Source organism: Yoonia sp. (genome assembly GCF_042093035.1).
GTDB lineage: Bacteria > Pseudomonadota > Alphaproteobacteria > Rhodobacterales > Rhodobacteraceae > Yoonia.
Map to the genome: position 1 here is coordinate 1 of NZ_JBELFI010000124.1, position 6,787 is coordinate 6,787.

General features: G+C 56.1%; 7 protein-coding genes. 3 read left to right on the forward strand and 4 right to left on the reverse strand.

Features of this window, described 5'->3' with window-relative positions:
* The first annotated feature begins 130 nt into the window (after positions 1-130).
* A complete protein-coding gene (locus ACFDSS_RS12665) occupies positions 131-598 on the forward strand; it encodes an Hsp20 family protein (RefSeq protein ID WP_375256097.1) in 468 nt (155 codons plus the stop codon).
* Positions 599-739: 141 nt separating this feature from the next.
* Entirely contained in the window at positions 740-1,105 is a 366-nt protein-coding gene (locus ACFDSS_RS12670) for a cupin (RefSeq protein ID WP_375256098.1), read from the forward strand.
* Positions 1,106-1,250: 145 nt separating this feature from the next.
* Here ACFDSS_RS12670 and polA read toward each other — a convergent pair whose 3' ends face one another.
* The 3 genes from polA to ACFDSS_RS12685 all read right to left on the reverse strand — a co-directional run bounded on the left by polA (position 1,251) and on the right by ACFDSS_RS12685 (position 5,289).
* Positions 1,251-4,043, reverse strand: coding sequence for a DNA polymerase I (polA, locus tag ACFDSS_RS12675; protein WP_375256099.1), 2,793 nt, complete (start codon positions 4,041-4,043; stop codon positions 1,251-1,253).
* A gap of 55 nt (positions 4,044-4,098) precedes the next feature.
* Entirely contained in the window at positions 4,099-5,010 is a 912-nt protein-coding gene (locus tag ACFDSS_RS12680) for a pirin family protein (protein WP_375256100.1), read from the reverse strand.
* A 99-nt stretch (positions 5,011-5,109) separates the two neighbouring features.
* Positions 5,110-5,289: a zinc-finger domain-containing protein gene (locus ACFDSS_RS12685; protein WP_375256101.1), complete on the reverse strand. Its 180-nt coding sequence runs from the start codon at positions 5,287-5,289 to the stop codon at positions 5,110-5,112.
* An 85-nt stretch (positions 5,290-5,374) separates the two neighbouring features.
* On the opposite strand from ACFDSS_RS12685, the gene ACFDSS_RS12690 reads away from it, so the two are divergent.
* Entirely contained in the window at positions 5,375-6,304 is a 930-nt protein-coding gene (locus tag ACFDSS_RS12690; RefSeq protein WP_375256102.1) for an ABC transporter ATP-binding protein, read from the forward strand.
* Positions 6,305-6,352: 48 nt separating this feature from the next.
* On the opposite strand, the gene ACFDSS_RS12695 is transcribed toward ACFDSS_RS12690, so the two are convergent.
* Complete coding sequence (locus ACFDSS_RS12695; RefSeq protein ID WP_375256103.1) at positions 6,353-6,715, reverse strand: HIT domain-containing protein; 363 nt, start codon at positions 6,713-6,715, stop codon at positions 6,353-6,355.
* Positions 6,716-6,787: the final 72 nt, after the last annotated feature.

The following is a 6,787-nucleotide window of genomic DNA, read 5'->3' on the forward strand; positions in this document are numbered from 1 at the left end:
GACTTGAAACCTATGGTTATCCTTCCCAGATGATCTGTATCGGGTCGCCAATGACGGGGCCCGTGACAAACGGCCTGTCCCGGATGGGAAGGTCACACATTGTTATCGCTTAGCAAAAAGGATGACCCAAATGCGTGCATTTGACCTGACACCACTTTACCGTGCCACCGTTGGCTTTGACCAAGTTGCCGATCTCATGGATCGTGCCCTTGCCAATGACGTCGGCCAGAACAGCTACCCCCCATATAACATAGAGAAAACAGATGATGACGGATGGCGTATTTCCATCGCCGTCGCTGGTTTCTCTGACGATGACCTTGCGATTGAGGTGAAAGACCGTAGCCTTCATGTCACAGGCCGCAAGGCCGCCGATGAAAGTGAGCGCAACTATCTACACCGTGGTATCGCCACCCGCGCGTTTGAGCGTCGCTTCCACTTGGCCGATCATGTTCGCGTGACAGGTGCATCCCATGAAAACGGCATGCTGAACGTTGATCTTGTCCGCGAAGTGCCAGAGGCGCTCAAGCCACGCCGGATCGCGATTTCTACGGATACGAAAAAAGATGCGCATTTGGTTGAGGCCAAGTCGGTCAACTAAACCGTAACACCCGCAGATCCGCGCGCGTCACCTTTGGGTGGCGCGCTTTTTCATGGCAACGAGCCGTCCCAGATTTCATTCGACATATCATTTCGCGCACGCAAAGATGGATCCGACCTTAATAATCAAAGGTGCGTGCCGATGAAGTTTCACAAACTGTACAGCGACGCCGACGGTGAGAGCCATTGGGAAACCGTCGATGTCGCCTTGCAAGAACGTAGCTTCGCGCCGCCCGCTCAGGCGATTGAAATTTCTGAAGCGGAGCCCGTCCAGAGCGTTCTGTTCCTACGGCTCCGGTCAGGCTGGGACGAGCCTATTCACCCAACACCAGTTGCGCAAAAACTTGTTTGTATGGCGGGCCAAGTCCGCGTGACCGCAAGCGACGGCGAGGCGCGGGACATTGGCGTGGGCGATGTCTGGCACATGGAAGACAAAAGCGGAAAAGGCCATCATACCGTGGTGACAAGCGAAGAGGACTTCGAAGCCGTTATCGTTCAGCACGAATAGTGGTTCTCTGCCCTGCATCTGCCGCAAATTGGGCTGAGACTTCACATCTACCGGAACCAATCAGGCAGATCGCCGAACCGTGGGGCGTGACGCCGATCAGACCGGCGCCTGCGGCTTGATTCCGGTCTGCTGGAGCAACCCAAACTCAGTGCGCCTCTGCCCAATTCGCCCCCTGCCCGGCATCCACGGCTAGCTTCACATCCAACTTCACTGCTGGATCGCTGGCGTTTTCCATCACATCACGTGCGGCACCGATCAGATCATCGACAGCCCCCGCTTCGACCTCAAAGATTAGTTCGTCATGGACCTGTAGCAACATCTTCGCGGGGATGCCCTCAATCGCGGCTGGCATACGGATCATCGCGCGCCGGATCACATCTGCTGCCGTGCCTTGGATCGGTGCGTTGATTGCCGCCCGCTTCGCAAATCCAGCCTGTGGGCCCTTTGCGTCAATCTGCGGTGTGTTGATCTTGCGCCCAAAGAGCGTCTGGACATATTTGTGCTCTTTCGCAAAGGCCACAGTGTCATCCATGTATTGGCGAATGCCAGGGAAACGCTCAAAATAGCGGTCGATGAAGCCCTGCGCTTCGCCACGCGGGATGCGCAGATTGCGCGCCAGACCAAAGCCCGAAATGCCGTAGATTACACCAAAGTTGATCGCCTTGGCTTGACGGCGCACGTCCGGCGTCATTTCATCCAACGGCACGTCGAACATTTCGGACGCGGTCATGGCATGAATGTCGATGCCATCGAGGAACGCCTGTTTCAGCGCATCAATCCCCGCCACATGCGCCAGAATACGCAGCTCAATCTGGCTGTAGTCGAGACTGACGATGACCTTTCCCGCATCAGCCACGAAAGCCTCACGAATGCGACGCCCTTCCTCGGAGCGAACCGGAATATTCTGCAAGTTCGGGTCCGTGGACGCCAGACGCCCGGTGTTCGCGCCCGCAATCGAATAAGACGTATGCACGCGGCCCGTCTCCGGGTTGATGTGTTCTTGCAGCGCATCCGTATAGGTCGATTTCAGCTTCTGGAGCTGGCGGTAGTCCAATACTCTAGCTGGGAATTCGTATTCAGTCGCCAGGTCCTCAAGCACATCAGCAGTTGTTTGCCACTGTCCTGTTTTAGTTTTCTTACCTCCTTCTAGACCCATCTCCGCAAAGAGGATTTCCCCGACTTGCGCGGCCGACTGGACGTTGAAGGGGCGCCCTGCCTTTTCGTGTAGTTCAGCTTCCAGCCCAGCCATTTTCTGGGCAAAGGCATTCGACATCCGGCTAAGCGTATCGCGGTCAACCTTTATCCCATGACGCTCCATCTGGGCCAGCACAGGAACCAGCGGACGTTCCATCGTTTCATAAACGGTTGTGACCTGCTTGGTGTGCAATAGCGGCTTAAAGAGTTGCCATAGTCGCAAAGTGATATCGGCATCTTCGGCTGCGTATTTCACCGCCTCATCAATCGGCACGCGATCAAAGGTGATCGCGGATTTGCCCGTACCAAGAAGCGGTTTGATCGGGATGGGTGTGTGGCCAAGGTACTGTTCTGAAAGGGTATCCATGCCATGATTATGCAGGCCAGCATTCATCGCATAAGACATCAGCATGGTGTCATCGATCGGATCAACGGTAATACCAAGTCGCGCAAAGATCTTGGCGTCATACTTCATATTCTGACCGATCTTGATGATGGCCGGGTCTTCAAGCACGGGCTTGAGAAGCGCCAGACAGTTCTCAAAACCCATCTGCCCTTCGGCGATGTCATCTGAACCGAACAGATCATCAGACACCGCTGATTTGTGCGTCAGAGGGATGTAACAAGCCTGCCCCGCCTCAACACAAAGCGAAATCCCGACCAGCTCTGCCGTCATGTCATTGAGGCCGGTGGTTTCGGTATCAACGGCCACATAGCCGCGCTCATGAATTTGGTTAATCCACAACTGCAAAGCGGCGGCGTCGCGGACGCATTCGTAGGTCTCAGGGGTGAAATCCACGGCTTCGGGGGCGGCTGTCGCGTCTGCCGGGGCCGCAATCTCAATCGCAGGCGCCTCAACGCCAAGCTTGTCGGCAATACGCTTGGTAACCGTGCGGAATTCCATTTCTGCCAAGAAGCCCATCAGCACCTCTGCATCCGGTTCGCGGACCTCCAGATCATCAAGCGTGAATTCCAGCGTCATATCGCAATCAAGCTGCACAAGCCGCTTGGACAGCTCAATCTGCGCGCGATTAGCGATCAGCGTCTCACGGCGCTTGGGTTGTTTGATTTCGCCCGCGCGGTCCAGCAGACTTTCCAGATCACCGTATTCGTTTATCAAAAGTGCCGCCGTCTTGACGCCGATCCCTGGCGCGCCAGGCACATTGTCAACGCTATCACCTGCCAAAGCCTGCACATCTACCACGCGCTCCGGCCCAACGCCGAATTTCTCGATCACGCCGTCTGCGTCGATCCGCTTGTTCTTCATCGGATCGAGCATTTCAACGCCCTCCCCAACGAGCTGCATCAGGTCCTTGTCGGACGATACAATGGTGACGCGCCCACCAGCGTCGCGGGCCTGATGGGCAAGTGTGGCAATGATATCGTCGGCTTCAAAGCCTTCGACCTCTTCGCAAGCAATGTTAAAGGCTTTGGTGGCAACGCGGGTCAGTGGGATTTGCGGGCGCAGATCCTCTGGCATGGCCTCTCGATTGGCCTTGTACTGGTCGTACATGTCATTGCGGAACGTATGGCTGCCTTTGTCGAAAATCACCGCAACATGGGTGGCCGCGTCAGTCCCATTGTTGCCCTCAACGTAGCGCTGTAGCATGTTCACAAAGCCGCTGACGGCACCGACAGGCAACCCATCCGACTTGCGCGTTAGGGGGGGCAACGCGTGGTAGGCGCGGAAAATAAACGCAGATCCGTCGATCAGATGCAGATGACAGCCTTTGCCGAACACCATGGGTAAGCCCCCCTCAAAATGTTTCTCAACACCTATAGCGAGGGGGGCACATGGTCTAGTGCGCGGCCTTGATGAAGGTCCCGTTTTGCAGGTCTTTCATCGCTTGGTGCAGTTCGGCCTGCGTATTCATCACGATCGGGCCATGCCATGCGACGGGTTCCTCAATAGGACGACCCGCGACCAGCAAGAAACGCACACCTTCAGGACCAGCTTGAACGGTCACATCATCGCCATTGCCAAACCGGACCAGCGTGCGGTTTCCGGTCATGTCCCGAATGTTGAGCTCCTCGCCGGCCACTTCTTTTTCGACGCGGACACCGACGGGGTTTGCCGCATCAACAAAACTGCCCTTGCCCGCAAAAACATAGGCAAATGCATTCGCACGGGTATCCACGGGCAAAGTCTTGCGCCCGTTCGGCGGGATCGACACATCAAGATAGAGCGGGTCAGCCGCAATACCGTCAACAGGCCCCGCCTTGCCCCAAAACTTGCCCGTGATGATCTTCACGCGCGTACCATCATCGTCGATAATCTCTGGCACATCGTGCCCCGCGATGTCTTGATAGCGGGGTGCGGTCATCTTGAGCGAGGACGGCAGATTGGCCCAGAGCTGAAAGCCATGCATCTGACCGGCAGTGTTCCCCTTGGGCATCTCCTGATGCAAGATACCTGAACCGGATGTCATCCACTGGACCGAGCCCGCACCAAGCGTGCCGCGGTTACCGAGCGAATCGCCATGCTCGACCTCGCCTTCAAGCACATAGGTGATCGTTTCGATGCCACGGTGTGGGTGCCACGGAAATCCGCGTTCGTAATGCGCGGGAATATCGTTGCGGAAATCATCGAGCAGCAAAAACGGATCGCTCTCAGAGGTATCGCCGAACCCGAAAACACGGTGCAAATGAACCCCTGCGCCTTCCATCGTGGGCTGCGCGCGGGTGGTTTGGGTTACAGGTCGGAAAGTCATTTCAAACTCCTTGGATGATTACCACCGGAGATAGGGCAATTGTTGCTGTTGGAAAATGCACATCCGCGAACAGTTTCTGTGCGGGATGTGCGCCAACGCTTAGATTTTGCCTTCAAATTCCTTGTGGACCAGCTTGGCATCGCAATACGGACATTCAATCCAGCCATGTTCCTGCGGAATCTGCAGCCAAACACGGGGATGCCCCAACGCGCCTTCGCCACCGTCGCAAGCCACGCGCCAGTCGTGAACAATCTTGGTCTCGGGTGCGGGTGTCGCCATTGATCTACCTGTTTGGTTGCCGCGGGGCCGGGCCCGCCTTAGATGGGTAAGATATACCGCACAGGCGGCACGGGGGAAAGACAGCATGTCTGACAATGCGATAGAAATTCAAGGGTTGAAAAAGACCTATGCCGCCACCGGGCGCAGCCCGGCCAAAGAAGCCTTGAAAGGCATCGATCTGGCAATTCCGCGCGGCTCAATTTTCGGGCTCTTGGGCCCGAACGGCGCAGGTAAATCAACGCTCATCAATATCCTGGCCGGTTTGGTTGTGAAAACGGAAGGCCGGGTAAAAATCTGGGGCTTTGACCAGGATGAGAATCCGCGGCAATCCCGGGCCGCCATCGGGATTATGCCGCAGGAGCCACATCTTGACCCGTTTTTCACGCCAGCGGGCTCGCTTGACGTGCAGGCTGGGCTCTATGGGGTGCCAAAATCGCAGCGCAAAACCGCCGAAATCCTTGAACTCATCGGCCTGACCGACAAGGCCAACGCCTATGCGCGATCTTTGTCGGGCGGCATGCGCCGCAGATTGCTCTTGGGGAAAGCCTTGGTTCACTCACCACAAATTCTGGTGCTTGATGAACCGACCGCAGGCGTGGATATCGAGCTCAGAAATCTGCTTTGGAAAAACGTGCGGAAACTCAACGAGCAAGGGATGACGATCATTCTGACAACCCACTACCTCGAAGAGGCCGAACAAATGTGTGACGACATCGCCATCATCAACCACGGCGAGGTCATCATCCGCGACAGCACAGAAAACCTGCTGGGGCGGCTGGACAGCAAAACGCTGGTCATCACACCACAACCGGACGCATCTCTGCCGGAGCTTCCAGACACAATCATTGGACAAAAGCACAGCGACGGCACTTTGACCTTCACCTACCAAAGCAGCGCCACACCTGCCGATGAAATCCTGACATTGGTGCGCGACGCGGGAATCACAATCAAAGACGTCAAGACCCGGGAAGCGGATCTTGAGGACGTCTTCCTGTCACTTACCTCTGGCCGATGATCCGGCTTCTTAATCCCAAATAAACTTCCGCACGGCAGAAAGCGTGGTTTAATCGGCCAGCATCCGCCCCAACGGGCGCCCACCCAATATATGCATGTGATAATGCGGCACATCTTGGACGCCATGGATGCGGGTGTTTGAGACACCCCGAAACCCATCTTCCAATCCCGATATCTTGCAGACTTCTGCGATCGCCTGAAAGAACCCGGCTTGTTCGGCAGGGCTTGCATCGCGGGCGAAATGATCGAGGCTCATGTAGGGGCCCTTGGGGACAACCAGCACATGGACGGGCGCTTGTGGAGCGATATCCTCGAATGCCAGAGCGTGTTCATTTTCATAGACCGTCCTGTTGGGGATTTCCCCCCGCAGAATTTTGGCAAAGATGTTCTGGTCGTCGTAGGCGTAATCCATGGATGTCCTCAATCAGCAAAAAGATGGGGGGTTTGAGCAAGGTTAGTAGCCTGCGCGAGCGTGATACCCAAA